The sequence below is a fragment of the Corynebacterium pseudodiphtheriticum genome (genome assembly GCF_023509295.1).
In the GTDB taxonomy this organism is placed as follows: domain Bacteria; phylum Actinomycetota; class Actinomycetes; order Mycobacteriales; family Mycobacteriaceae; genus Corynebacterium; species Corynebacterium pseudodiphtheriticum.
The window spans coordinates 2,161,436-2,184,198 of sequence record NZ_CP091864.1 but is presented as its reverse complement, the minus strand read 5'-3'; the positions used below and the strand labels follow the sequence as shown (position 1 = coordinate 2,184,198).

Below are 22,763 nucleotides of genomic sequence, written 5' to 3'. Positions count from 1 at the left end.
TTTTCCTTAATGCGAGATTGCGGTAATATTGAGCTTTCTGGATTCCTTAAATGTTGGAATCACAATAGATACTGCAAGTAGCGAAAACCCGGCAATAAGCAGGAAATAGGTTTCGTTTCCAATCCATACGGGGCTTGCGTCTGGAACCGGACCTTGTCCAAATGCGACACCGATGGCCAAAGCATTAAATCCTAGAATAATCGAGGAAATTACAGCAGCCGATAAGAAATAAATTATGCATTCAAATACAGAAGACCACCGAATTGAAGCTGCAGTTGCGCCCAAGGTTTGCAGCAAGGCAACGTCATGTCGTCTCCACTCATTCGTGAGAGACACGGCAATCACACCAGAAAAAGCGGCGATAATGACGGGCGCACCAAAGATCAGGATGATTTGGCTTGTTGGACTGACCTGAAGGTCTGATTCGTTTGCACCCGAGACAAACATAATGTTCTCAGTTTGGTTAATCATGCCGAAGATACAGCCAACCGACGCCGCTGCCACAACCAATGGGGTAACAACAGAGGTGGACAACGTGGCTCGTCGACGAGCCGATGTTCTGGCAAGTACCCAGCTGTCCAGCCCGTTCAGTGGCAATAGTCGACCTATCAAGGTAACAACTGGCTTCACCACCACTCGGTCTGACAAGCCATAGGCGAGCAACAATCCAAGCCCTGCACCCCAATAAGAGGAGAGTAATCCGCTGAGACGCTCCATGTCATCAATTGGTGGAGTTGATGCAATACCTATATACCCAATAATGATTCCTGTTATGATGAGGCCTGAGATTATTAGTCTGACAATGCTTCGAGAAGGCGCTTGCTCAGGCATGTCCATCACGGCCTCTACCGGCTCTACCTTTTTCAGCTGTCGTGTTCCCAAAATCAATGCTAAGAACAACACAACAAAAGCTATCCCCGGCCCAAAAGTCCAAGCCCACACAGTCAAAGGCTCTGATAGCGCAGGCAGTACTAGGAACCCTGTGTGGTCAATCATGCGCCCGAGAGCTGGCCACGATAAGAATGCTAGAACACTTCCCATCAGAGATCCTGCTAAGGAACTAATAGTAGCTATTCCTATGTATCTCAACCTCGCTTTGTGAGGAGAGGCACCGATAACCTGCCAAAGTGCTATGCGCCGAGAATCTCGTCGAATAGCTACTTTGACAACAGACGGAAGGCACATCAGCACCGCCAAACATGTTAGGGCTATTTGAAGACCTCCCATAGCCGCGAACTGTTCACCCGATTCCGCTTCAGAAGCCTGAGCGCCAACGACTATAACGCCAAGGGAAAGAGAAAGCATCCACGAAGATACTAGAGTTAACAGTAGAACCGCCATAGAAACCGGTTTAAGGTCTCGAATTTCTTTATGCATACGCTACTCTCGCTCATTCATAAAATTTTACTATCGCATATAATGTATAGATAATATAAATCAGAATAAATAGGACGCTAGCCAGGCGTACGCCTTTTAGCGTTCCACTCACTCCTTCGGCTTTTTCTTTTATTCCCAGCATGCACAATAACGTTTTGTAACCGTCTGAATTGTAAAACGGAAGAAAATTAACACAGATTCCGAATGTATATAAGATAAACGCAACGCTACTCAGCTATAAGAATTCCAGTAAGTTAAATAATGACGCCAAAAACATAGGCAATAGTCTCAACTGCGGTAATCACCAGAACCAAGGATGACTCCACAAGTAACAAAATGCCAGTGGTCATCTTGGTCTGCCAGCTGCACTGTTTCAACCTCCAGATTAAGTTCCTGAATCATTTTCTCCACCTCCTTCCTGAATTCGCCATTAACTTGTTCTTGTGGCCTAAATTATAGTCATGCTCAATAGTTATTCAGGTAATAGATACGATCATTATTGAGGTATATACCCCCCCGGATAGGGCTGGGATTGCCCAGGTCCTGTTCCGCCTGAGTTGAAGTGTCCCAGGTTTTGTTCCGTTTGAGTGGATGGGAAAATCTGGAACATGCCGAAAAGAATTTGACCAGGATGCGAAGGACCGCGTGGTCTGTCTCGTGGAAGATCGCATCTTGGCGGAAAATATGTCGATGCACCCCGCGTTTCAGGCAGTAGCCCCGAAACCTTAGTTATGATTCGGTTCATCGATGAATACCGGAATCGTTTCTCAGTCGAGTTCATATGCACGACGTTGAAGAACAATCGCGAAGGTGGCTTTATTACCTCGCGTGGTTATCGCCAGTCCAAGGCCCGAGGACTTAAGTGCTCGTCGCCTTCGTGACGCGGTGCTGAATGAGCGCATTAGTGCTTTTCATCAAGCTAACTACGGTGCTTGCGGTGTGCGGAAAATGTGGCATGCTCTACGTCGTGAAGGAATTAATATCGGTCGTGAGCACACCGCCAGACTGATGCGTTTGGCTGGTGTTTCTGGCAAAGGCAAAGGCCGGTCACCGGTGACCACTCGTAGGTCAAAGACGGTGGATACGCGCCCGGATTTAGTGCAACGCGAATTCAATGCCGAAGCACCGAATGAGCTGTGGGTCGCCGATATTACTTACGTGCACACGAAGAAAGGTTTTGTCTACACTGCGTTTGCCACCGATGCGTTCTCCGGTGGATTGTCGGTTGGGTCCTGGCAGGTGCGATGCGACCTTCGACTGGGTGAATTGGTGGAACGACGCAAGGCTTCATCAGAGCCCTGGCTACCGCACACCAACGGAGATTGAATCAGAGTTTTGGAGCCATCAACCGGCCTGAGAAATAATAAAAAAATAAGGCAAATGCCTAGGAACAAAACCTAGTACACTTCAGAGCAATCGTCGTATTAACAACACACAACAAATTAGAAGCTGAGAGCTGCGACGTTCTTATACGGTTAGGAGTGGAATAGATATGCTGAAACCCCTGGAAAGCATCACAATTTTTTCGGTCCTCGGGGCCGTCACACTCTATGTATTTATTAGCATCATTGCTGGCGCTAATGACGGTTTTCCGTTTCTTGTTGGTGCATTATTTCTTCTGGCCACCACTATCGCGGTTGTGCTTATCGGGACAAACATTGCGCTCTGGAGCCACAAGCGAGCGCGGTATCGTTCATCTGCGATAGGAAAAATCGGCGCATGGATAATTACCACAGGAATTGTTATTGCAGTTGCTGCTGTTATTACCCAGCTGTTTCGCGCCGGTGGTTTTTGGGAACCGCTATTTAGCGAGCTCTTATGGGTAATAACCGCAGCCACCGGATTACTATGGCTGGGGTTTATTCTTCTTCTGGCTTCCGGGAGAATTCGCTAAGCCAGAACGGTTGCCCGCGAGATAAAACCACCGAAGATAAAAACCGCCATGAAAAACGCCGTGTCCGGCACGTAAAGTGCGCGGGCACGGCGTTCCTGCAAGCCACAGCGATGCTGCGGCGGAAGGTTTACTTCTTCGCTGCGGCGAAACGCTCTGCAACGTCGTCCCAGTTGAAGACGTTCCAGACTGCCTTGACGTAATCAGGCTTAACGTTCTTGTACTGCAGGTAGAAAGCGTGCTCCCACATATCCAGCATCAGCAGTGGGGTGAAGTTCACGGAGGTGTTGCCCTGCTGATCGGTCAGCTGCTCAACGAGCAGGCGGCCAGCGATGTGGTCATAACCTAAAACGGCCCAGCCGGAACCCTGCAGGCCGAGTGCTGCTGCGGAGAAGTGCGCCTTGAACTTCTCGAAGGAGCCAAAGTCGCGGTCAATGGCTTCTGCCAGCTCACCGGTTGGCTCGCCGCCACCGTTAGGGCTCAGGTTCTTCCAGAAGATGGAGTGGTTGGTGTGGCCACCCAGGTTGAAAGCCAAGTTCTTGGACAGTGCACGGATGCGGTCTGGGTTAGCTTCGCCGTTGCGCTCTTCTTCCAGGGCATCCAAAGCTGCGTTAGCACCCTGAACGTAAGTGTTGTGGTGCTTGGAGTGGTGCAGCTCCATGATTTCACCGGAGATGTGTGGTTCCAGAGCGTTGTAGTCGTAATCGAGTTCTGGGAGTTCGTAAACAGCCATTATCGCTAAATCCTTTCGTTGGGTACATCGCCCATAATAGGCACGTATAAGAATATTGCAACATTTTTATGACATAAATCCCTGACCGCTCGTGCACATCTTCTTCCGTGCGTCGGCTGACATGACATCCGGGCGCCAGCTGACATGCGCTCGGTATTATTTCCACAGCTTTCCGCGAGCTTGGCCCGCGTAGAATATCGGCATGTGGATGTTTGGAAAGAACCCAGAACTCGTCGCTGAAGAAGACGCCCTGCATGGCGGAAAGCACCCGGTCCTAGAAAACCCCCGCCCGCACGCCGTGTTGGGTACGCCCATTACCGGCATTTGGGAAGACGGCCAGGCCAGCTTGATCGTGGGGTTGGGCTGTTTCTGGGGCGTCGAAAAGCTCTACTGGAACCTGGATGGCGTGCTTTCTACCTCGGCTGGTTATGCCGGTGGCGTAACTCCGAATCCGACGTACCGGGAGGTGTGCACGGGGCGTACCAATCATGTGGAGGTTGTGCGCGTGGTTTATGACCCGTCGCGTGTGTCCTTGGAGGATCTGGTGCGCGTCGGCCTGGAAGCGCATGATCCAACCCAGGGCTACCGCCAAGGTAACGACGTGGGCACGCAGTATCGCTCGGCGTTTTATACCGAAGGCCCGAACGCGGCGGAAGAAAAGCAGACCGTCGACAAGCTTGTCGACGCCTACGGCAAGAAATTGCAGGCCAACGGCTACGGTGAAGTCACCACGGAGATCGCCACTCTGGCCGAAACCCCGGCGGGCGAATACTACTTGGCTGAGGACGAACACCAGCAGTACCTGGAGAAAAACCCGCAAGGCTACTGCCCGCACCACGGCACGGGTATTGCCTGCAGCATTTAGGCTTGCTCGCTGTGTCTTCGTTTTCCCTGGGAGTTCGCGAACACTATGTTGACCGGCTGTAACATCGTCGCCCACCGCGGGTATTCCGGCAAGTACCCGGAAAATTCACCCGAAGCGTTTGCGCAGGCGCTGCAACTGCCCATTCACGGTGTGGAATGCGATATTCGGGTCAGCCGTGATGGGCAAGCAGTGGTGATTCACGATCCCAGCGTCGATCGCACCAGCAATGGCACTGGGATGGTTGCGCGCATGACCTGGCCCGAGCTGCAGCGGCTAAATATCGGTACCGAGGATGCGCCGCAGCAACTCATGCTTGTCGACGATTTGCTGCGCATGCTCGGCGCCCCGGGTGATAATCCACACCATCTTTATATTGAAACCAAACCACTGATGCGCCACGGGGCAGCGCTAGAAAAGGCTCTCGCACGGGCGCTGCATCGCACCGGGATGGTCGCAGACCCACGTGTGCACATTATTTCTTTCTCGCATGCCTCGCTGCGCAGGCTCGCGAGTCTCGTGCCGCAGGTGGATCGGATTTATTTGCGCCGCGGCTGGGAGCGCCGATGGAATAGCCGTGATTTGATGCTTTCGCGCCCGCATGCGCTGGGGCTTTCTCTGGACCACGGCAAAGCCAACCCGGCTGCGATTGGTGTGGGGGACCGTCGGACGTACATGTGGACCGTGGATGATCCGGATGACATGCGCTGGGCTAGAGATAACGGGGTGAACATCTTGGCGACGAATTGGCCGGAGGTTGCGCTCGAGGTGATAGGCGACCAGTAAACTGGCGTGCATGGCGAAGAAGAAAAAGAACAAAGAAGACCTCCCAGAGGGAATGTCGCGTCGGCAAGCAAAACTTGCAGCTCGCGCCGCAGAACGTGCCAAGCTGGAAAAAGACCCACGTCCATTCTGTGGGTTTGCGTGCGAGGCCGAACTGATCGCATTGCAGGAGTTCGTGCCGTCTGGCTACGCGAAAGTCGATATCGCTGGCATTGACCGTACCGTGTGGTTGTGCAGCGTTTTGCCAGGAGCATCCGCTGCGATGATCCGCGATGAACAGTACGGCGGCGATGCCTTCGTCGCCCTGCAGGTGCAAGCCCACGGCACGAACCCGCACCACGACCTGGCCTACGCCCTGAACTGGGTCAAGGAGCATTCGGCGGGCGAATCGCTGGTGTCCACGGCGGCCGACGGCAACCAGCCGGAACTCACGGAACTGCTGCCGCACGACACCACGCTGGATATCCAGTTAGAGCAGGACTTTTCCTGGTGGATGCCAGAAGGCGCGCCCATGCCGGAGCAGGTTGCGCAGTCGATGCAGATGGCCAACGATTCCGTCATTGAAACCCACGCGATCGATGCCGACGCGCCGGGTGCTTTGTGGTGGTCGGATACCGGTAGCGGCAAGGCACATATCCGCTGGGTACGCCCGGTGGACAACGAAAATGATTTCCTGAACGCCCTGGCACGCGTGGCCGCTCGCGGTGACCTGCACGTTGGTGAAGACACCAAATTCGCCGGTGTGTTCCGTACGCATGGCGTGATTGCCCCAGTTTTTGATGTCACCCCGGAGCCAGCCGCGGATTCCTACCGCGAGCAGCTAGAGCGCGTGAACCAGGCTTTGGAAGAAGAAATCTCCAACGACGCGCAGCTTTCTGCCGACGAGCGCAAGCAGCTGCAAAACATTAAATCGCGGCAGGTCACCATCCGCTAGTGCCGCGGGGCAGCTGGCTGCAACCTCAAAGTAGTGGGCCGCGGCCGCAGTGATCTGCGGCTTAGCGTCCTGCCGGAAGTGCGTGGAACAAAGACGCGCCAAAGATTGTTGTAGTTGATATGACATCATTATTTACGACTCTGGAACTTGGCCGCTTCAGATTGAAAAACCGCATGACCATGGCTGCGCTGACGCGTCAGCGCGCAGGCCATAGCGGGGTGCCGAGCGATATGCATGTTCGGTACTATTCTCAGCGTGCGAGCGCAGGCCTCGTAGTCACAGAGGGTACCTTCCCCGCATGGACAAATCGCGCGTTTCCGGGCCAAGCAGGCATCGCAGATGATGAACAGGCGGCCGGTTGGCGCGAGGTAGCCAACGAAGTGCACGACATCGGCGGTATCATTTTCATGCAGCTCATGCACGGTGGCCGCACAAGCCACCCGGATCTCATCGATGGAGCCCAAGCAGAAGCACCCAGTGCACTGGATTGGGGCGGAGAAGTCCGTGGGTTTTCCGGCAAGATGGACGCGCCGGTGCCACGTGCACTGGAGACCAAAGAAATCCCACGCATCGTCGAAGAATTCCGTGCTGCTGCACGTCGCGCCGTAGACGCCGGAGTCGATGGCGTGGAGATTCACAACGCCAATGGATACCTGTTGCATGAGTTTTTGGCACCATCAGCCAACCAGCGTGACGATGAATTCGGTGGTAGCCCCGAAAACCGATGGCGATTGCCTGAAATGGTCATCCGCGCGGTTGTTGATGAAATCGGTGCCGACCGCGTTGGAGTGCGCTTTTCCCCAGGGCACAACGTGCAAGGAGTCATCGAAGAAGACGAAGCAGACATGGTGGCTACATATGGCGGACTCATAGATGCCATCACGCCACTAAACCTGGCTTATGTCTCCTTCCTGCACGCGGAGCCGGAAGGCGAGCTGATGTCGACCTTAGCGAACAAAGCGCGCGCTAACGGTGTGACCAAGGTACTGATGAATGATGGTTTTGGCACCGTTACAACAAAGGAAGATGCCCAGCGTGAGCTGGAATTAGACTACGTAGATGCTGCCGTAATCGGGCGACAGTTCATTGCTAACCCAGACTTGGTGCGGCGGTGGCACGAAGATTTGGCGTTGAACGAACCAGATCAAGCCACGTTCTATATGGGCGGCGAACGTGGCTATACAGACTACGAGACTATCGCGGATTAACCACTAGCTCTGTAACCGATGAATGCGCCCCTGCACCGAGCAGGGGGTTAGCGCAGTGAGTTCCAGAGGTTTTCTGCCTCAATCTCGTCCCATAGCACCACGTTTCCGACGTCGGTATCAGCAAAACCACCGACCGGTACCGTCTTGGTTTCCACCCCGGTACCCATCGACAATGCCAGGCGGGCCAGGTGCCATACGTGATCGCTTTCGCCGACGGTAAATGACTTCGATACCGAGCTGATCATCGGGAATACGTCAAAAGGGTTGAGCAGCGTCGACGGGTTGGTGGCCTCGTGCATCAGCGCAGAGAAAAACTCGCGCTGCCGTTCTACACGATCCAAATCTCCCATCGCAGTGGCGCGGGTACGCACATAGCCCAGTGCGTTGGCACCATCCATTTCTTGGCATCCTGCACCAACATTGAGATTCGCCAGCGGATCATCGATCGGTTCGGATGGGCACAATTCCACTCCGCCGATAGCGTCGACAATATTGGCCAAACCGCCCATGCCCACTTCGGCGTAGTGATCAATGCTGACTCCGGTGTTGGCCTCCACGGTGTGCGTCAATAGCTGCGGTCCGCCATAAGTAAACGCCGCGTTGATTTTGTCTTGCCCAAAACCAGGCACGTCGACGTAACTGTCGCGAGGGATGGAAATTAGTTGTGCGCTGGTGCCTTCCAGGTGCAACAGCATGATCGCGTCGGTACGGCCCGTTCCAATATCACCGCCGGTACCCAGGCGTGCGATATCTTCCTCGCTTAAGCCCACGCGTGAATCCGAACCAACCAGCAACCAGTTCGTGCCTTTGGTGGATCCGATAGGTGCCTCAGGCTCCGAAGCCACGCGAGTGAGCTGGGTATCCGCCCAAAAAGCAATGACCAGCAGTAACACCACGAGCACAGCTAATGGCCAGCCCAGACACCCCACGCAGCCGAATTTCGGGCGGCGCAGCTTCGAGCGCAACCCGGCCGCACTAAACTTTCCGAAACCACGGCCGCCGCCCGCGCCAGGGTGTGGATTGCGTACATCGGCGTAGGCTTGCTGGTACTGCTGGCCCGGCTGCCCATATCCGCCACCGGGGTGTGGATAGTACTGTCCAGGCTGTTGGGCATACGGTTGCCCCACATAATTTTGTGGCGGCCGTTGCTGTGGTGGCTGCTGATACGGAGATTGCTGCCCTGGCTGCTGTGGAAATTGCTGTGCGGAACGAGGCGGCACTTCACCGTGACGGTCCTGCCCTGCAGTGCGGCCCTGTGCGTATCCTGCCGCGGCACCAGTAACACCGCCCGCTACTGGTCCGCCCAAGTCCATGCGGGTCGGTTCCGAAGGGATCCGCTGTTGGTTGCGCGCCTGGTGCAGTTGCTCGCGGTTGCCCGGGCGAGCACCCGGGTGTTTGTGCCCGGAGACCGAACGTGCACCATGCCCAGCATCGTGATTTGCGCTCTGCCGAGCAGAATTAGCCCGTTGCGCATCATAAATAGCGCGTTCACGGCGCAGCTTTTCCCGGTCAATCGGCGGGCGGTTCGCCCGCGAATCTTGCCGGTTGGTGCGCGCCGGGCGCGCAGGGTGTTCAGAGCGCGCAGAATGTGCAGAACGCTCGGAACGTTCAGGCCGCTCAGACCGTTCGGAACGCGGCGGACGTGCAGCACGAGGGGCACGCGAAGGTTCTTGCGGGGCTTCGGGCTTGGCATGCCGCCCGCCACCAGCGGAACGACGGCCGCTTTGCCGTACACGATCGGGCGCTGGCTGCGGACGCCGTCGTACCGGCCGACCATAGCGATCCAGCAGCGGTTTACCGTCGCGCCCCAGGACAACTTCACCTTCTGCAGGCCCGTGGGATGCCCCGTGCCGTCCAGCTGGCCGTTCTCCGCGATCTGTCATGGCAGATATTTTACCTACCCTTGCTCGTGCAGTGCCCGCTTAGTGTCCTTTAGCAAGCAATCACGCATGCAGATCGAGCGCGAGCCCCAACAATTCGTCGTCGGCAAGCGTGATTGACCCTAAATGAATCCCCACTGGTGGGCGTCCAGGCAAAGCCACTGGAATCGAGATGGCGGGCCTTCCCGTCATATTAAATACCGAACACCATGGCGACCAGCGGGTTTGCGCGGCAAAACAACGGTCGTGCTCCATCGCGGCAAAATGCCCCACCGGCGGTGGATCGTGGGTGAGCGTGGGCGATAACACCACATCAACGTTCCAAAAAGAATGCAGCAGACCATTCAGTGCGAAGGCGTGTTTTTTCGCTGCCTGCACATCCGTTGGTGCTTGCCGACGCCCTAGCTCCACCACCCAGTGCGGGTAGCCGACGGTGCCTGAGCCTGGTGCTAATGTGTCGTCGGCAAGCGCGGTGGCGAGCGCGGAGCTAAAAATCGTGCGGAAGGCGTCTAGGGTACGCTCACCGGGAAACGCAGTGATCGGGATAATCTGGTGGCCCGCGGAATCAAGCGCTTCGGCGGCTAGCTCTGTGGCCTGCAACATGGGGTCGGCAACCTCGGCGTCCGTCAAAATTGGGTCCGTCAACAGGCCGACGCGCACACGAGAAACGCTGGGATTGAGAGCGTGCAAGAAAGCGGAATCGGCCACCGTGGTCGTGACAAACCCCTGCACCGCCAACGACCCGTTCGGCATTCCCGGTGGCCGCGGAGTGGTGGGTTTGAAACCGACAAGCCCGCAGGCCGCAGCCGGAACGCGGATCGAACCACCGCCGTCCGAGGCATGCGCGGCGCGCACAGTACCGAGTGCGACCTGTTCGGCAGCACCTCCGGACGAGCCACCCGCGGTCGCGCCCGGCCACAAGGGATTCGTCGGGGCGGGCAGGCCTACCGGCTCGCAATCAATGCGTAAGCCGAGCTCAGAAGATGCGGTTTTCGACCCTATATGTGCGCCCTGGGCTTGCAGATGAGCTAGAAACGGCTCGGTGCGCTGGGCAATATAACTGCGGGCGATATTGCCCAAGGTGGTGGGAAGCCCGGCGACGTCGTAAAGATCCTTTGCCGGAATCGACCAACCCGCTAGCCGCTCGGGGTTAGGGAGGTGGCGAGGCAACCTTTGCAATTAAAGCCCCTTCAGGTCCAGGAGCTGGGCATATTTTGGTCGTGCCTTCATGACATGAATAAGGAGCTCATCGCCATCAGAAGCAACAATCACGACAGTTTCGAGTAGTCGAGCATGGGTATCAAACCCTAGTCTGAGCTCGCGCCATTGTTCGTTGTCGTCATCAAGCGGTTCGACCCATGCAGGCCATGTCGCTGCTTGAATTCCATCTTCTATGCTGATGCCATGTTTAGAAGCTGATTTTGTAACTCTCATGCAGCTGTCATTGAAGTAATCGCTTGTCGCATGAGTTCTGAGCGTGATAAGTGCTTTTCTGCAGCGAGTTGGTCTAACATTTTTAGTTCTTCGGCGGTTAATCGAACGGCGATTACTTGGGAGGGTTGAGCACCTCGACCTGGTCGGCCGCGACCACGTTTTTTTAGTGCTTCCACGTCATAACCGGCCTCGGCTTCAGAAACCCAGGCATCAATTTGATGTTCTGTTGCTTTAACGGGCATGACTATATCGTATAACGAAAATATCCTCAAGGCACTATTTGCTTCCGTGCTTTTCAATCGCACAACAATGTGAAATCTCAGAACGATGTGAAGTGGCAGGGTAATCTAGCGGGCATGAGCACCGTGGCATACCTGGGACCCGCCGGAACTTTCACCGAGGCTGCACTGCACAAGCTACAGCGCGCCGGGGCGTTTGCTGGTGCGGGACACGATGGAGAGGCTGGTGTTACCGCTGTTCCGGTGGCTTCGCCGGGTGAGGCTTTACGACGCGTCAGCACAGGCGAGGCCGACTATGCCGTCGTAGCCGCAGAAAGCTCCGTCGAAGGCGCAGTGACTGCCACGCACGATGCATTGGTGGAAAACCCCGGATTGCAGATTTTCGCCGAGGCCACACTGGATATCCAATTCAGCATCCTGACTGGTACCGAGGAAATCGCGGCAAAGCCGCACGCGATTACCAGCATTGCGACGCACCCGGTGGCGTATCAGCAAATCCGCACCTGGGTGGAAAACCACCTGCCGAATGCCGAGTTCATCCCGGCCTCATCCAACGGGGAAGCAGCACGCATGGTCGCACAAGGCCACGTTGACGCCGCTGCCGCCCCGGATAATGCTGCGGATCTGCATGGGCTCGCGCGACTAGCACAAGGGGTGGCTGATGTTTCCGGTGCCCAGACTCGTTTTATTGCACTTACTGCGGTTTCCACGGATCCTGTGGACGCTGGGGCTGCTGCGGACACCACCGCCTTGCAGCGAAGCGTTGCACCCCGCACGGGCAACGATCGCACCGGAATCATTTTTCACGTGCACAACGAACCCGGCGCACTGGCTGGCGTGTTGCAAGAAATTGCTGGCCACGGGGTAGATTTGTCCCGCATTGAATCCCGGCCGACGCGCACCGGACTAGGAACTTACCGCTTTCATATCGATATGCATGGCCATATCGACGATGCACCGGTGGCCGCGGCAGTCGCCGCCCTGGAGCAGCGGTGCGAGAAAGTACAATTCCTCGGTTCCTGGCCCAAGGCACAGTAATTCACAGGCACGGCAACTCATAAGCAGGGGGTTTAAGCATGGGAAAAATTATTTTGCTCCGCCACGGGCAAACGCACTCCAATATCCACGGCTACCTGGATACCCGCCCGCCGGGAGCAGAACTCAGCGAGTTGGGGCGTCGGCAAGCCCACGCTGTCGGTGAGGAATTCGCCCGTGCTTTGGGAGAGATCCCGCAGTGGTGGTCGTCGATGGCGATCCGTACACAGCAAACCTCGGAGATCGCTGCCCGTGCCTTCGAGCAATTCCGTGGGCTAGAACCCTACACCATCCCGGTACAGGTGACCCCGGGGTTGTATGAGGTCTTCGCTGGTGACTACGAAATGAGCCAAGACATGGGGAAAATCGCGGAATATCACCAGTGCTTGCTGCGCTGGCTGGAAGGCGATGAACAGGCAGCGACCCCGGGCGGCGAAACCTATCCAGAGATCTTGGCGCGCTATTTACCAGTGATGGAACAAGCCGCAGCCAGCGATAACACCACGGTCATTGCCAGTCACGGCACCGTTATCAGAGTCGTGGCGCGCTACCTCACGGGCCTGGACCCGAAGCAAGCATTCGAATGGTATCTGCCGAACTGCCGTTACATCGTGCTGGACCCGGCAGGGCGGGAGTTTGGGCAGTGGAAGCTCGACCGCTGGGGCGATTATGATCTGGGGGTGCTGCATACCTGAGCCGTGCTGCTTACGGCAGCCGAAAGAGCTGGGCGGTGCGGAAGTTTTAGCCAAAACCAGCGGCATGCAGCTGCTCTTCGTCCATACCGAAATAATGCCCGACCTCATGAAACACAGTCACCTCGACTTCGTCGGCAAGCTGCTGGATACTGCTGCAATAACGCTTCAGGGCTTCGCGGTACACAAAAATCGCGTCCGGTAAAAACCCCGTGTGGTGGTGGGTGCGCTCCACCAAGGACACGCCCTCATACAGGCCTAAAATCTCGGGGTTTTCCGGGTGAAAATCCTCAATCAAAATGGCCACATTGCGCAGGCGATACGCGAAGTCATCCGGGATTTTATCCAGCGCATCAAGCACTAGCTCCTCGAAATCCTCGTCGCTAATTTCAACCATTGCCCATCACCTTTGTACCTTTGCACCGTTGCCGGAAGCGGGATGATTTCCGCTGTCACCGCAGTTGTTAGCGCCGTGGATTACGCTCTGGACGTTCCTCTGGTGGGCCGCCATCGATAGTCAACGCCCCGCGGCCTTCGCGTGCTGTGCCTTCAATGGTGGAAAAACCGCCGCCATCACGGGCGTGCACCAGCGTGCAATTCACCGAATAGGAACCATTACGCCAGGAATCCTCGCTAATCGCGCCCCAGTATGGTTGCAGCGTGGACTGGTACAGGTTTTCCTCGCCACCCAGGTAATCCTCGCCCGCGCGGGTGCAGACGTCGGCAAGAAATTCATCTTGGGCTTCGCCGGCTGGGTAACCATCCGGGAAATTCTCCCGCAAATTGACCGTTGAGGTGACCTCCATGTGGTGCGGTTCGCCGCAGGCGACCTCGGTCAGGGTTTGTGATTCCTCGATGCGTAGGCAGGACTGTGCGCTATAAACCCGGGCTTGATCGCGCTCCGAAACCTTGCCGGTGGTCAGCTGCGGCACACCGCGCGCATCTGTGGTTTGCAGGCCGCACAGCATGGTGCGATCGCCATTCTCCCAGGCAGGAGCCGGCGGGAGGATAGGGGCGATGGAATATTTGCCGGTCGGGTCAAAACGACCATCTAAGTAGCGCAGGGTGGGTGCGCGGCAGAGTTCTTCGCGTAGCTGGGCTTGGCGTGCGGTGCCGGGAACCCCCGCTTCCGGGCCGAACTCGGCAGTAGGATAAGCACTCAAATCCTCGCGCGCGGAGACTTCAAAACGGTGTTCTTCCGCGCAGTCGGCTTGTTCGAAATTGGTGATTTTACCTTCCGGGGTAATATCCCAGCTCAGACAGGCGCCAGCATCAGCGGTGGTGAACGATGCCACCTTTGGCTTTGGTTTCTGCGTCGATTCGGTTGCAGGGCTGGCGTTGACGGTGGTGTCGTTTGCCTGGCCAGTGCTGCTGGAACCGGAATCCGAAAACAGCCCATAGCCGGTTAATGCCGTTGCGCTGGCAAGGGCAGTCACCAGTGCCGTGCGCACTGCTGCTGCTGATCGCCATGGTGACTGAGTACTCATCGGCAGCTAGTTTACCTTGTCGTTTCACGCTAGACTCTGGAGGCGTGATTGATCTGAAGCTTTTGCGCGAAAACCCTGACCTTGTCCGACAGTCGCAGCGCACCCGCGGCGAGGACCCGCAGCTTGTCGACGAGTTGCTGGCTGCAGACGAAAAGCGCCGTCGCGCTATTGCCACCGCAGATGATCTGCGCGCGGAACAAAAGGCTTTTGGTAAAAAGATCGGTCAGGCTTCCGCAGAAGAACGCCCAGCGCTGCTCGAGGGATCTTCCGAGCTGAAACTAAAGGTCAAGCAGGCGCAGGAAGAGCAAAAGGCCGCTGAGGATGAAGTAGCCGCCATCCAGTACCGTTTGTCGAACATCGTGGAGGGCGCACCGGCGGGCGGTGAAGAAAACTTCATCGAGATCGAGCGCGTTGGCGAAATCCCTAGCTTCGATTTCGAGCCGAAAGACCACCTGGAGCTTGGGGAAAAGCTCGGGCTTATCGACATGACTCGCGGTTCGAAGGTCGGTGGCGCACGTTTTTATTACCTCACCGGTGATGGTGCTTTCTTGCAACTGGGCATGATGATGCTCGCTGCGCAAAAAGCGCGCGAAGCCGGATTCCAGCTGATGGTGCCTCCGGTTTTGGTGCGCCCAGAGATCATGTCTGGCACGGGCTTTTTGGGTGAACACTCCGACGAAATTTATTACCTGGAACGCGATGACATGTATCTGGTCGGTACCTCGGAGGTGGCGCTGGCGGGCTACCACAAAGACGAGATCATCGATCTTGCCGACGGCCCAATCCGCTATGCTGGCTGGTCTTCGTGCTTCCGTCGGGAAGCCGGTTCGCACGGTAAAGACACCCGCGGTATTTTGCGTGTGCACCAGTTCGACAAGGTAGAGATGTTCAGCTACTGCAAGCCGGAAGACGCAGCAGCGGAACATCAGGCTTTGCTGAACCTGGAAAAAGACATGCTTGCCGCCATCGAGGTTCCATACCGCACCATCGACGTTGCCGGGGGCGATTTGGGCAGCTCCGCAGCACGCAAATTCGACAACGAGGCCTGGGTGCCATCTCAGCAGACTTTCCGTGAGCTGACTTCCACCTCGAACTGCACTACCTTCCAAGCCCGACGCTTGTCGACGCGTTACCGCGATGAACAGGGCAAAACCCAGACTGCTGCGACGCTCAACGGCACGCTAGCCACCACTCGTTGGCTGGTTGCGATCCTGGAAAATCACCAGCAGGCCGACGGCACCGTGGTGGTCCCAGAAGCCCTACGCCCATTCGTCGGCAAGGAGATTTTGGAGTGACCGAATACCGCAGCCGTGCCGGGCTACGCGTGCCGGAAAACCTGCCGAAGCTGAAAAAGCACTCATCTGAAGCCCGCGAAATTCCCTACGGCACCCCGGTGGTGCCGCTGGCTCGCTGGCTGATGTTTCTGCAGGGCATCGAAGTGACCGTGGACGGTGCCGAAAATATCCCTGCTGATGGTGGCGCGCTTCTGGCGATCAACCACACTGGCTATTACGACTTCATCCTGGGCGGATATCCTGCGTACCTGCGGGGGCGTCGCATCGTGCGCATGATGGCGAAAAAGGCGATTTTTGATACGCCGATTGTCGGTACTGTGCTGCGAATGATGGGCCACATCAGCGTGGACCGTTCTGCAGGAAAAGGTGCTGCATCCAAGGATGCAGCGGTGCAGAAATTGCGGGAAGGGAAATTGGTCGGCATTTTCCCAGAGGCTACGATCTCACGCGCATTTGAAATCAAAGATCTGAAAACCGGTGCAGTGCGCATCGCAGATGAAGCAGATGCGCCGTTGCTTCCGGTGATTATTTGGGGATCGCAGCGCATCTGGACCAAAGACCTGCCCAAAAACCTCTGGCGTGCCAATGCGCCGGTGCGGGTAGCCGTCGGCAAGCCCATCGAACTCAGCGGTTCCGTAGAAGAAGATACTGCAGCGCTGAAAAAAGCGATGGAAAAGCTACTAGAAACCACCCGGGAAAAATACGCCGAGCGTCATGGGCCATTCGAACCTGGCTTACCGTGGATGCCGGCTTCTTTGGGCGGGAGCGCTCCAACCCTGGAACAAGCCGCTGAAATTGATGCTGCCGCGCGTGCCGAACGCGCACGTAAAAAAGCTGCGAAGGCAGCAAAGGCGGAAAAGAAAGACCGCAAGTGAGCCAGGCAGATGATGCAATGGCCATCGGGCCCGCCCCGCGACTAATCGTCAGCGATATTGACGGTACCTTCATTAATTCGGCCGATCGTGTGCCGCCGCGGGTACGCGACGCTATACACAAAGCAACCGCGCAGGGGATGCATTTTGCTTTAGCGACTGGGCGCCCTTTCCGCTGGTTGCAGCCGGTATTAGAGCAAATAGCGGCCCGGCCAGTGTGCGTCACTTCCAATGGAGCGGTGATTTACGACTGTGCTGCCGACGAGGTGCTCACCGCCGCAGAGATCTCGCCGGAACTGATGGAAGAGGTCTATCACACTGCGCAAGAAATTTTTGCCCCCTACGGCGGGGTAAGTATCGCTGCAGAATACGCAGGCTATTCCGTACGGCAAGACCCAACCGAGCTGTTTGTGGCCGCGGATAATTACGCACACACTTGGGCCGATTCGCAATTTATTTCTAAACCGACAGAACAAGTCTGGCACAAGCCCGCCGTGAAGTTTTTATTGCGCAATCCGGCGATGTCCGCGAACCAGATGTATGAGCTGTTGGCTGAACATATTGATAGCCGACGCGCTCACGTTACGTATTCGATTGACGCGGGATTGCTGGAAGTCGCGGCACCGGGGGTAAACAAGGCCGCTGGCCTGGAATTCCTTGCCAACCACTTGGGAGTGGCGGCTGCGGAAGTCATCGCCTTCGGCGATATGCCAAATGACATTGAGATGCTGCGCTGGGCCGGGCGTGGGGTAGCAGTAGAAAATGCGCACCCGGCGGTGCGCCAGGCAGCTGATATGGTAACTGGGTCTAATGACGATGCCGGGATAGCCCAGATCATAGAACGGTGGCTGTAGAACAACCATGTTTATTGCTGCACTCGACCAAGGCACCACGTCCACGCGGTGCCTTATTTTTGACCGCGACGGAAACGTGGTCTCGCAGGCTCAGTTGGAACACCAGCAAATTATGCCGCGCAAAGGTTGGGTGGAGCATGATCCGAACGAGATTTGGGCCAACACGCGCCGGGTAATTTCTTCGGCAATGGTGGAACTGGATATCACCGCCCGTGATGTGCAAGCTTTGGGGGTGACCAACCAGCGTGAGACTGCCGTTGTTTGGGAAAAAGCTACCGGTGAACCAATCTATAACGCAATCGTCTGGCAAGACACCCGCACTGGTGGCGAATTCGACGATGCCACGGCGTGGCAAGCAAAAACCGGGTTATTGGCCAATTCTTACCCTGCTGGCCCGAAAATTGCCTGGATTTTGGATCACGTCGACGGTGCTCGCGAGCGCGCCGAACGCGGCGAATTACTAGCCGGCACCATTGATTCCTGGCTGGTGTGGAACTTAAGCGGCGGTGCGGAACAAGGAGAAAACGCCGATGAGACAGATGGCGCTGCTGAGGAAAATACCCCTGGAAGCAGTGGCGATGCCACCTACCAAGCGCAGCATATTACGGACGTGACCAATGCATCGCGTACTCTCTTGTTGGATTTACACACGCTGGATTGGGACGACGAACTTTGTGAGGCGCTGCGGGTGCCGAAGAAAATCTTGCCGACGATCGTCCCCTCGATTGGTGCACTCGGTGAGGTGCGCCACCGCGGTTCACTCACCGGGGTGCAGATAACCGGCATTTTGGGAGACCAGCAGGCCGCCATGTTTGGGCAGCGGTGTTTCCGGCCCGGGGATGCGAAAAACACCTACGGCACCGGATTGTTTTTGCTGCTCAATACCGGAACGGAACCGAAGTTTTCCGAGCATGGTTTGCTGACCACCATCGCCTACCAACAACAAGGCGAAAAGCCGGTGTATGCGCTAGAAGGATCAGTCGCGGTTGGTGGATCGTTGATCCAATGGCTGCGGGATCAATTGGGAATTATTCCGGATGCTGCTTCCAGTGAGTCGATTGCTGCCGACGATAACGGCGGGGTTTATATCGTCCCAGCATTCTCTGGGCTTTTTGCTCCACGTTGGCGCCCGGATGCAGCTGGTGTGATCGTGGGATTGACTCGTTATGCAGATCGCAGCCATATTACGCGAGCGGCGTTGGAAGCGACCTGCTTTCAAACCCGCGAGGTTGTCGAAGCAATGCAGAAAGATGCCGGCCGGGAATTATCGGGCCTCTGCGTCGACGGTGGCATGGTGGCCAACGATCTGTTGATGCAGATGCAAGCGGATATCCTCGGCTCGTCTGTGCAGCGCCCGGAGATGATCGAAACGACTGTCTGGGGCGCGGCACTTGCGGCGGGTATCGGAATTGGCTGGTGGGATTTTTCGGACGATGACTACGCCGCTGACCGCGTCTGGGAGCCAAAAATGCCCGAAGCCCAGCGTGAGCAGCTCTACCGCATGTGGAATCAAGCAGTAGAACGCACGCTGGGCTGGGAAGATGCCTGCCGGGCTGAAGCTGATTAGCCCTCGGTAATTTCTATTTGTCCAGTGGATGGATCGAAGGTGATATTGCCACCCTGGAAATTCACACGGATTTTCTGACCATGCTGGTATTGCTCACTGGTTGGTAGCCCCAGCTTTTCGAAGCCGCCGTTGGCCCAGGCACGAGCGATTTCTCCCCAGAGCGCCTGGGTGCCGGTTGCCGCGGAATCAACGATGACTCCGTTGTCGAACAAGGCAAAGTCGACATCATCGGAGGCTCGCACGATACCAGTGGCTGGTGACCCCAGGACTGGGCCAATCAGCTTATTGATCCGCGCCCAGGTTTGTTCGATATCGCTGTTACCCGTCAGTTTCACGACTTGCGTGATCATCGTGGGAACATCGCCCAGTTCGATACCGGAAGACGTCGCCAAGCGCTTAATCGTTGCCTCAGGGGACTCATTCGGTGTTTTCTCGGCAGCGCTGCTGGTCTGCTGCAGAATTGCCATGACTAGCGGCGCGATGATGCCGATTGCCTTGATTGCAGTTTGCAGAGGCCCTTGTGAGTTGGCATTGCTAGGCGCATTCTGCGTATTGCTCTGCGTGTTGTTTTGGGTGTTGCTTTGGGGAGCGCTCTGCGGGGGTGTTTGGGTGCTGGTGGTGCTGTTGGAATTTGCGGTGCCGGATTGGTTGCCCGACTGCGGCTGGCTGGTTGCGTTGCCCGCGAGTAGGCCAGCAACCTGCTGGTATTTTTTGTTCGTGGCGTTGCGGATATCGCTCCACCGTGCCACGGCGTGGCTACCTGGGCATGTCGTGGCGCCAACGTCGCGGTGGCCGTGGAAACGCTGGAAGGTACGTGTATCACCGGCAGGATATTTTGCGTAGCTGCTGCCACCGGATGTCATCTGGATGGTGCCTGCTGGGTCAAAACCAGACTGCGCAGCGCGCCATCCAGCGATCTGGCCGACGGATTGGATGATGGCTTCGTTGATCGGTGCAATTTCGTAGTTACCGACCATGGAGATACCGAAGGTTCCGTGGTTATAGCCGCCTGCGTGCGCGCCCATGACACCCTCACTGAGTCCGCCACGACGGCCCTCGTAGATGGTGCCGAACTTGTCGACGAGTGCGTGGTACCCGATATCGCACCAACCCAGGGTCTGGGTGTGGTACTGGTAGGCGCCGCGAACCTGTGCGGCAGCGCTGGCAGCGTCGTAGTTATTAGAGCCTGCCGTGTGGTGCAGAGTCAGGGCGTTGTAGTCCATGCCGGTTGCGCCGCAATTGCCACGGTAGGACTCGTTCGCGCCCCAGCCTTGGCGAGTGACTAGGGTCGGCATGCCGACGGATAGGTTTGCGGTGTGTTCAATGGTGTTTTCTGCTTGGGCTGCGCCAGCTGCGGCGTTGCCGTTGACGAAAACCGCGCTTAGATCATCAGCGCTGGTTGCGCCACCCGCTGCACCTGAATTAGCCGTAGCGGCAGTGGTGCTGTCGGCGTTGTCGGTGAGGTCGACGTCATCAGCGACAGGCTGGATAAGCCCAGCGGAGGTCTCCAAACCGGCTTTTGGTAGGGAGTTGCCTGTTCCGGGCGCTGCGTCGGTTTTGTTTTCGGTTGATTGCGCATCAGGTTCCGTATCGGATTGTGCGCCAGGTTGCGGGTCGGATTGTGTGCCAGGTTGCGCATCAGCCTGTGTACCGCTGGTTTCGGTGGTGCCCGCAGTGGCTTCGTCGCCAGTGAACAGATCTAATCCGGCAACTGACACCTGCACGGTGTGAGTTGGTTCGACGTAGATCAGTTCGGTGCCTTGCTGCGTGGCTTCTTCCGGGTTGGGTAGCGCGTCGGCTTCGAACCATTCCGTCCAGCTGCCGTCGGCACGCTTGGAACGGAAGTGCGCATTGATATCACGCTCGCCGCTCCAGGTCAGGGCGAAAGAATCGAATTCCTCATCCTTCGTGAACTCCTGGACCGCGCGGGACGGGGCGGGGCCGTCGCCTTGGGTGGCCACGGCTGGATCATCCACAACGGTGGCGGTGCCGCTACTGAAGCTGGCGGTGCTGATGCTGGCTTCGGCCTGATCAGAACCAGCATTTTGGGTTTGCAATACCTGGTGGCCTCCGAATGCTGCGGTGACCACGAGGGCTGCCGTCGCGGTGACAGCGACGACTGGGCTGGCACTAGCCCAGCTTCGCAGCGACCCGGAGGTGCTTATACGGCGACGTAAGTGCATGAATACTCCTGTTTCTTTGAATGATCCAGCGAATCAATCAGCAACACACCCCTGAAACATGCACGCGTGTGTAAGCCGTGTGTCAGAGGTGAAGATACATATGCGAAGTTACATATGGGAAAAATGTTAATCATGTTGCGACACGCGTATCGGGAAGGATTATTCGGAATGGGTTGCTCCCACTAGTGCGGGTGGTGCTCCACTAGTCTGTAATGCATGACTGCATATGACCTCATCATTGTCGGATCCGGATTTTTCGGCCTCACCATCGCAGAACGCGCGGCCAATGAGTTGGGCAAGAAAGTGCTCATCGTCGAAAAGCGCTCCCATCTGGGCGGAAACTGCTACACCGAAACTGATGAAGAAACCGGCATTGAGGTGCATAAATACGGTGCGCACCTGTTCCACACCTCCAATAAGCGGGTGTGGGATTACGTCAACAAATTTACCGATTTCACTGATTACCAGCACCGGGTATTCGCTATGCACGACGGCACCGCCTACCAATTCCCGATGGGGCTGGGCCTGATTAACCAATTCTTTGGCCGCTATTACAGCCCGGAAGAAGCCAAACAACTCATCGCTGAGCAAGCCTCGGAATTCGACTCGGATCAAGCCGAAAACCTAGAGGAAAAAGCCATTTCGCTGATTGGGCGCCCGCTTTACGAGGCATTTGTGAAAGGCTATACCGCTAAACAGTGGCAAACTGACCCGAAAAACCTCCCAGCTGGCAATATCACCCGACTGCCAGTGCGCTATACCTTCAACAACCGCTACTTCAATGACACCTACGAAGGACTGCCGGTCAACGGGTATACCGCCTGGCTAGAGAATATGGCGGCTTCGGACAACATCGATGTCCGATTGGACACGGATTGGTTCGAAGTTCGGGATGACATCCGGGCGCAGTCACCGGATGCTCCTGTGGTCTACACCGGCCCATTGGACCGCTATTTCGACTACTGCGAGGGCCGTTTGGGCTGGCGTACCGTGGACTTCGACAAAGAGGTCCACGATGTGGAAGATTTCCAGGGCACCGCGGTCATGAATTACAACGACCAGGATGTGGACTACACTCGCATCCTGGAATTCCGTCACTTCCACCCAGAGCGCAATTATCAGCGCAACAAGACGGTGATTTTCAAAGAATATTCCCGTTTCGCTGGTGCCGATGACGAACCGTATTACCCGATCAACACCCCAGAAGATCGCGAAAAACTCGCTGCTTACCGCAAGCATGCGGCAAAAGAGGTTACAGACAACAATGTGCTCTTTGGCGGCCGTCTAGGCACCTACCAGTACCTGGACATGCACATGGCCATTGGTGCGGCGCTGTCCATGTTCGACAATAAACTGGTGCCGTATTTCCAGGACGGGAAGCCGTTGGAACAAGAACGTGGCCACTAAGAAATAACCGCTGGGCTGGCACGCTGGACC

General features: G+C 56.5%; 22 protein-coding genes. 13 read left to right on the top strand and 9 right to left on the bottom strand.

Translation table 11 applies throughout. From position 1 onward, the window contains the following. Window positions 1-6: 6 nt before the first annotated feature. A complete protein-coding gene (locus L9H78_RS09755; protein ID WP_249619962.1) occupies window positions 7-1,377 on the bottom strand; it encodes an FtsX-like permease family protein in 1,371 nt (456 codons plus the stop codon). An 810-nt stretch (window positions 1,378-2,187) separates the two neighbouring features. Here L9H78_RS09755 and L9H78_RS09750 point away from each other — a divergent pair. After that, the gene (locus L9H78_RS09750) at window positions 2,188-2,703 is read left to right on the top strand and encodes an IS3 family transposase (RefSeq protein ID WP_249619961.1); all 516 of its coding nucleotides are present in this window, start codon (window positions 2,188-2,190) and stop codon (window positions 2,701-2,703) included. Between the two features lie 166 nt (window positions 2,704-2,869). After that, entirely contained in the window at window positions 2,870-3,271 is a 402-nt protein-coding gene (locus tag L9H78_RS09745) for a hypothetical protein (protein WP_249619960.1), read from the top strand. A gap of 127 nt (window positions 3,272-3,398) precedes the next feature. Here L9H78_RS09745 and L9H78_RS09740 read toward each other — a convergent pair whose 3' ends face one another. Next, the gene (locus L9H78_RS09740; RefSeq protein WP_249619959.1) at window positions 3,399-4,001 is read right to left on the bottom strand and encodes a superoxide dismutase; all 603 of its coding nucleotides are present in this window, start codon (window positions 3,999-4,001) and stop codon (window positions 3,399-3,401) included. A gap of 202 nt (window positions 4,002-4,203) precedes the next feature. Here L9H78_RS09740 and msrA point away from each other — a divergent pair, with 202 nt between their 5' ends. The 4 genes from msrA (at window position 4,204) to L9H78_RS09720 (ending at window position 7,788) form a co-directional block, all read left to right on the top strand. Beyond that, complete coding sequence (gene msrA / locus L9H78_RS09735) at window positions 4,204-4,866, top strand: peptide-methionine (S)-S-oxide reductase MsrA (RefSeq protein WP_430622735.1); 663 nt, start codon at window positions 4,204-4,206, stop codon at window positions 4,864-4,866. 45 nt (window positions 4,867-4,911) lie between these two features. After that, window positions 4,912-5,649 (top strand): glycerophosphodiester phosphodiesterase family protein, encoded by a 738-nt coding sequence (locus L9H78_RS09730; protein ID WP_249619958.1) that lies wholly within the window; start codon window positions 4,912-4,914, stop codon window positions 5,647-5,649. A 10-nt stretch (window positions 5,650-5,659) separates the two neighbouring features. Continuing rightward, window positions 5,660-6,580, top strand: a complete 921-nt coding sequence (locus L9H78_RS09725) for a DUF5926 family protein (RefSeq protein ID WP_249619957.1) — start codon at window positions 5,660-5,662, stop codon at window positions 6,578-6,580. A gap of 119 nt (window positions 6,581-6,699) precedes the next feature. Further along, complete coding sequence (locus L9H78_RS09720; protein WP_249619956.1) at window positions 6,700-7,788, top strand: alkene reductase; 1,089 nt, start codon at window positions 6,700-6,702, stop codon at window positions 7,786-7,788. A 47-nt stretch (window positions 7,789-7,835) separates the two neighbouring features. Here L9H78_RS09720 and L9H78_RS09715 read toward each other — a convergent pair whose 3' ends face one another. From L9H78_RS09715 to L9H78_RS09700, 4 genes are all read right to left on the bottom strand, one after another. Continuing rightward, the gene (locus tag L9H78_RS09715) at window positions 7,836-9,101 is read right to left on the bottom strand and encodes an LCP family protein (protein WP_430622753.1); all 1,266 of its coding nucleotides are present in this window, start codon (window positions 9,099-9,101) and stop codon (window positions 7,836-7,838) included. Between the two features lie 630 nt (window positions 9,102-9,731). Further along, window positions 9,732-10,847 (bottom strand): amidase family protein, encoded by a 1,116-nt coding sequence (locus L9H78_RS09710; RefSeq protein ID WP_249619955.1) that lies wholly within the window; start codon window positions 10,845-10,847, stop codon window positions 9,732-9,734. Then, complete coding sequence (locus L9H78_RS09705) at window positions 10,848-11,102, bottom strand: toxin (protein ID WP_249617821.1); 255 nt, start codon at window positions 11,100-11,102, stop codon at window positions 10,848-10,850. Continuing rightward, window positions 11,099-11,344, bottom strand: a complete 246-nt coding sequence (locus L9H78_RS09700) for a ribbon-helix-helix domain-containing protein (protein ID WP_018121569.1) — start codon at window positions 11,342-11,344, stop codon at window positions 11,099-11,101. The genes L9H78_RS09705 and L9H78_RS09700 overlap by 4 nt, the downstream gene beginning before the upstream one ends. Before the next feature lie 114 nt (window positions 11,345-11,458). On the opposite strand from L9H78_RS09700, the gene pheA reads away from it, so the two are divergent. Both pheA and L9H78_RS09690 read left to right on the top strand, forming a co-directional pair. Next, entirely contained in the window at window positions 11,459-12,379 is a 921-nt protein-coding gene (gene pheA / locus L9H78_RS09695) for a prephenate dehydratase (RefSeq protein ID WP_249617820.1), read from the top strand. Window positions 12,380-12,417: 38 nt separating this feature from the next. Further along, a complete protein-coding gene (locus L9H78_RS09690) occupies window positions 12,418-13,071 on the top strand; it encodes a histidine phosphatase family protein (protein ID WP_249617819.1) in 654 nt (217 codons plus the stop codon). A 46-nt stretch (window positions 13,072-13,117) separates the two neighbouring features. On the opposite strand, the gene L9H78_RS09685 is transcribed toward L9H78_RS09690, so the two are convergent. Then, complete coding sequence (locus tag L9H78_RS09685) at window positions 13,118-13,465, bottom strand: metallopeptidase family protein (RefSeq protein ID WP_023018787.1); 348 nt, start codon at window positions 13,463-13,465, stop codon at window positions 13,118-13,120. Between the two features lie 67 nt (window positions 13,466-13,532). Further along, window positions 13,533-14,555 carry a septum formation family protein gene (locus L9H78_RS09680; protein WP_024272847.1) on the bottom strand — a complete coding sequence of 341 codons (1,023 nt, stop codon included), beginning with the start codon at window positions 14,553-14,555 and terminating at the stop codon, window positions 13,533-13,535. A 44-nt stretch (window positions 14,556-14,599) separates the two neighbouring features. Here L9H78_RS09680 and serS point away from each other — a divergent pair, with 44 nt between their 5' ends. Genes serS through glpK form a run of 4 tightly spaced genes read left to right on the top strand, consistent with a single transcriptional unit; the run spans window position 14,600 to window position 19,143 of the window. Then, the gene (serS, locus tag L9H78_RS09675) at window positions 14,600-15,850 is read left to right on the top strand and encodes a serine--tRNA ligase (protein WP_024272848.1); all 1,251 of its coding nucleotides are present in this window, start codon (window positions 14,600-14,602) and stop codon (window positions 15,848-15,850) included. Further along, complete coding sequence (locus tag L9H78_RS09670; RefSeq protein WP_249617818.1) at window positions 15,847-16,725, top strand: lysophospholipid acyltransferase family protein; 879 nt, start codon at window positions 15,847-15,849, stop codon at window positions 16,723-16,725. Before serS ends, L9H78_RS09670 begins: the two co-directional genes overlap by 4 nt. A 17-nt stretch (window positions 16,726-16,742) precedes the next feature. Continuing rightward, window positions 16,743-17,576, top strand: coding sequence for an HAD family hydrolase (locus L9H78_RS09665; protein ID WP_249620789.1), 834 nt, complete (start codon window positions 16,743-16,745; stop codon window positions 17,574-17,576). 7 nt (window positions 17,577-17,583) lie between these two features. After that, window positions 17,584-19,143, top strand: coding sequence for a glycerol kinase GlpK (glpK, locus tag L9H78_RS09660; protein WP_249617817.1), 1,560 nt, complete (start codon window positions 17,584-17,586; stop codon window positions 19,141-19,143). Here the strand turns inward: glpK and L9H78_RS09655 are convergent. Then, window positions 19,140-21,326 (bottom strand): N-acetylmuramoyl-L-alanine amidase, encoded by a 2,187-nt coding sequence (locus tag L9H78_RS09655; RefSeq protein ID WP_249617816.1) that lies wholly within the window; start codon window positions 21,324-21,326, stop codon window positions 19,140-19,142. The two genes, glpK and L9H78_RS09655, sit on opposite strands and share 4 nt — an antisense overlap. Before the next feature lie 216 nt (window positions 21,327-21,542). Here L9H78_RS09655 and glf point away from each other — a divergent pair, with 216 nt between their 5' ends. Then, complete coding sequence (gene glf, locus L9H78_RS09650) at window positions 21,543-22,733, top strand: UDP-galactopyranose mutase (protein WP_249617815.1); 1,191 nt, start codon at window positions 21,543-21,545, stop codon at window positions 22,731-22,733. Window positions 22,734-22,763: the final 30 nt, after the last annotated feature.